Annotated in this window: 3 protein-coding genes; all 3 read right to left on the bottom strand. The window is 51.7% G+C overall.

From position 1 onward, the window contains the following. Positions 1-1,593: sugar phosphorylase (locus ABYT30_RS16205; RefSeq protein WP_373097507.1), on the bottom strand; the 1,593-nt coding region annotated here is incomplete at its 3' end. Then, positions 1,590-2,816, bottom strand: a complete 1,227-nt coding sequence (locus tag ABYT30_RS16200; protein WP_373097506.1) for a glycosyl transferase — start codon at positions 2,814-2,816, stop codon at positions 1,590-1,592. The genes ABYT30_RS16205 and ABYT30_RS16200, both read right to left, overlap by 4 nt. A 45-nt stretch (positions 2,817-2,861) precedes the next feature. Then, on the bottom strand, positions 2,862-4,372 hold a 1,511-nt coding region (locus ABYT30_RS16195), incomplete at its 5' end, for an HAD-IIB family hydrolase (RefSeq protein ID WP_373097505.1).

The following is a 4,372-nucleotide window of genomic DNA, read 5'->3' as shown; positions in this document are numbered from 1 at the left end:
GGCAGAACCGTCTCCCGCGCTCGCCTCCCGTCGCAAACCAAAAAGTTGATCCCCAAGGTGCAAGGGGTATTGCGCCGCATTTGGGTGAAATGCGGGCTGCTTTGACCGCAGTGCAATCAACTCTTTGAGCACCCCGAAAATTCGCGCATGATGACTGGCCCCGGCTAACTGCGCCTCTAGGTCAGTCGCCAACCACTGATGACGGTTGATGGCGCGATTGTGACTAGTGTGCAACACCCGATTTTCGTCATTTTCGGTCGCGAGTAAACTGTGAATATAAAAAGCGGGGACACCCTGTACTGCCAGCATCAAGGCATGAGCGCATATAAAGCGGCGCTCCTGGTAGCCATCTTCACCTTCATCACCGCCACTATCCTCAACGATGAGGCGGCGACGCATAGCATCAAACAAGCTGATATTAATTTCGTAGGGCCGGTTCTCGCCATTAGCCAAAGCTCGCCAGGAGACTCGACCGCCGCTTTTCTGCATTACCCCGACTAACGCCTGAATCTCATCGTCAGACAACAGACCTTCTGCGGGACGCAGACCAATACCGTCGTGGGAGGCAATAAAATTAAAATACGTTGTGCCGTCCTGCGCTGCGGGCATACCCATTATCCAGGTTTTCAGCGCGCGACTACTGCCGGTGATTAGGGTGTTAATCAGTAGCGGTGGCAGCGAAAAGTTGTACACCATATGAGCTTCATTGGCGTTTCCAAAATAAGCCAGATTCTCACGCAGCGGTATATTTGTTTCGGTGATAATAATGGCATCCGGCGTCGCGTGCTCAATCAAACTGCGCAGCAGGCGCACCGCCTCATGGGTTTGCTCCAAGTTTAAGCAGTTAGTGCCGGGGATTTTCCATAAAAAAGCCACCGCATCTAGACGAAATATTTTAACCCCCATATCAAGGTAATGGCGGATGATTTTGATAAACTCAAGCAACACCTTGGGGTTTTCAAAATTTAGATCGACTTGATCGTGGCTAAATGTACACCAGACATGGCGCTTACCATCAAGGGTCTGCACTTCACTCAAAAGCGGGCTCGTGCGGGGTCGTACCACCGCGCTTAAATCCACACTGGGGTCGACCTCCACAAAATAATCCTGACCGGGATCACGCCGCTGCTTAAAATTTTCAAACCATTGGCTGCGACTGGAGCAATGATTTATCACCAAGTCCGCCATCAAATCAAAATCCCGCGCAATCGCACTGACGTCCTGCCAGTCACCCAGTGAGGGGTTAACCTCCACGTAGTTAATCACCGAGAAACCGTCATCTGAGCTGTAGGGATAAAAAGGTAGGATATGCACGCCGCTTACCACACCGCGCAACTCCCGCCGCAGAAAGTCGTGCAGGGTATGCAGTGGCCACTCGCCCTCTCGTAGTATCGAGTCGCCGTAGGTTATCACCAGCGCGTCGCTTTCATCCCAGTGATTTTTATGGGCCTGCGGCATAAAACAGCGCTGATCCAACGCCATTGCCGCAATCATATCCTCGATTAAGTTCGTCTCATCAAGGGCTGGGTATAACACCTGTAAATGGGCGGCGAGACGATTGCGCAAATGTTGCTCTGGGGCTATCTCCGTCATTGCGGCGCAAATTCCGTATTGTCGGCCTCCACTGCCGCCAATAGATCAGCGAGCATACTCGGCTCTGCGCTACCCACCCGATTCCAGCTGGGAATAAACGGTGTCTCCATAGGGTTCTCCAAAAACATATTGCCAGCTTTCACAATATTCTGGGCAAACAGCTCGACCGCCTGCTCCTCTCTGTGCAAATCCAGATCAAGACCGTTCATTACCGCATCGGCTCGATAGCTATCGACAAAATCCAAGGCCACGCGATAATACGTGGCCTTAATGGTTCGGAAAGTTTCGCTATTAAAGACCACCCCATTGGTCGCCAACTTGCGAAAAATGGCCTTGGAGATATCAATCGACATTTTAGACAAGCCGCCGCTGTCATCTTCCGCCGACAGCGACTGATGCTTATGATCATATGCGTCGGCAATATCCACCTGACACAGCCTATTTGTGGAATAATTGCGGTACATCTCCGACAGCACGCCAATCTCCAAACCCCAGTCACTAGGAATACGCAGGTCGTTTAACACATCCATACGCATTGAGAACTCTCCCGACAGGGGGTAGCGATAGCTGTCTAGATATTCAAGATAATCTGAGCCACCGAGAATTTTTTTCAATGCGCGAATTAGCGGTGTCACTAATAAACGACTCACCCTGCCATTGATTTTGCCATCGGCGACACGCGCGTAATAACCCTTACAAAACTCATAATTAAATGCGGGGTTGGCCACCGGATAAAACAGTTGGGCGAGCAATCGCCGGTCGTAAGTTAGGATATCGCAGTCATGCAGGGCGATCGCCTCGGCGCGCCCCGAAGCTTGGATAAACCCCAGGCAATACCATACATTGCGCCCCTTACCCGGCTCTTCTGGCGAAAGGCCTCTGTTTTGCAAACGGGCATCTAGTGCGCGCAAGCGGGGACCGTCATTCCACAACACACGATGGCGCTGGGGCAGGCGGCTAAAAAACTTTAATGCGTAACGATACTGTGCCTCATCGGCCTGATCTAAGCCGATAATAATTTCGTCGATGTAGTCGACCTTGGCAATTTCATCAATAATCGCGGCTAATGCCGGACCTTCTAATTCAGAAAACAAGGAGGGCAGCATTAGCGCCATAGGCCGCTGTTTAGAAAAGTGTTTCAGCTCCGCCTCAATCTCACTGACCGGCCGATCAATTAAATTGTGCAAGGTCGTAATAATGCCGTTCTGATAAAAGTCGCCCATTGCAATTCCTATATTATTTTCATGAATTTGGTGAGATGACGCGAGTTAATTACTCGCGGCAAATATATTTAATAGCGCTTCGTTCCACCCCGCCGGCCCAAAGCCTTTGGTAATACGCAATTCCCCCTGTGGCGCCGCCACATGCGGCGGTGGATGATGCGGCGAACGAACAACTACACCAATATCTGCCCGCGCCAACATGGCAATATCATTGCCACTATCGCCCAAGGCTATGACTTGAGGCGCAGGTTCAGATGGGTATAAGCAAGAAGCCAGCCATGCCATTGCTTGCCCCTTATCAGCGCCGCCCATAATATGAATAAAGCGGCCTCCTCTTAATGCCTGGAGACCACTAGCGCGAAGTAACAGGGCAAAACTCTGCCAGTGCTCTTCACTGTCCTCCCAGAGAATTGGCTCGGAGTAATCTCGCTGCAGCGCTAATTCTGCCTCTTGTAGGCTTAAACCTGTTACCTTGCACAATTTTGGTGCGTCAAAATCCGCAAAGCCTGAAAACTTATAGCCGTGCTGCTGGCGCCAGCCCCGCAGTAACTCCAGAATCTCACTGCGCCGTGGCGCAAACCCTTTAACGCGCTGACCATTGCTTTCGCTTAGCTCAACATCTGCCAGTAAATCACAGCCCGCAGGGACAACCACGGCGGCGCCGTTTTCAATAATAAAGGGATAGGGATTATTTAGCTGACTCGCCAGCTGTAGTAACTCTGCCTGTGTTTTACTGGTATTTAGGATCCAGATCACGCCTAAATCCCGCAACCGAGCTAGGGCCGGCAATGCTGCGCGAAAGGAGTAATCATCATGATCCAAAAGGGTTCCATCTAAATCAGTAAAAACGAGACTCGGCCGCACACTGACAATATCGTCATCACTGTGCTTTAAGAATTGCACGGCACTAATACGGCGATCCGCCGCCATCGTCATGACACAGTCGGCGCGCTGCCCTAGGGTTTGCAGGCACTGGCGAGTGATACGCTCATAGTGCTGAATAAAGCGCTCGATATCAGCCTCAGTCATTAATGCCGAAGCTGCGGCCACCCTCGCCGCCAGCTTTTGCTCCTGCTCAAGGCGCCACGCCTTCACGCAGTCAAAACTAGGCGCTGCCAACATCAATAAGTAATCAATAGAGGCAAATAATTCCTGATACTCCCCAGCGAGCGCCTTATTCACGAAGTACCGCCAAGCACCGTCACTGTCTTCGCTTGCCTCCAAGTCATTTACTGGCGCTGATAGCGCTGCCTGCTCACAGGCCTGCGCGCCCATACACCAACCTTCAAAAATAATCAGGTCGATTGGCCCGCTAATTCGCGGCCAACTGGCGCGCGGTGCGCGATCGTCACAGGCTTTATCAAAACGAGGTAAATCTAGAGACTGGCCGGATGTTAAGGCCAGCAAGGCCGCCAAGGTTTGCTTAGCAAGACCCACATCATGACTACCCGGCACGCCGCGTGTACTCAGCAGAGGGTGTTGCGTTTTCGCTAACATCTCGCGCTCAGTGCGGCGCAGATAAAAATCGTCTAGCGAAACCACCGCAACAGTCATGC

The sequence above is a fragment of the Zhongshania sp. genome (assembly GCF_041623545.1).
Lineage (GTDB): Bacteria > Pseudomonadota > Gammaproteobacteria > Pseudomonadales > Spongiibacteraceae > Spongiibacter.
The sequence above is the reverse complement of the archived record's forward strand: the minus strand, read 5'-3'. Positions and strand labels throughout refer to the sequence as shown.

Bases quoted from the DNA above. Each gene is read 5' to 3' on its own strand.
- ABYT30_RS16200 (WP_373097506.1), bottom strand. From the start codon at position 2,816: ATGGGCGACTTTTATCAGAACGGCATTATTACGACCTTGCACAATTTA.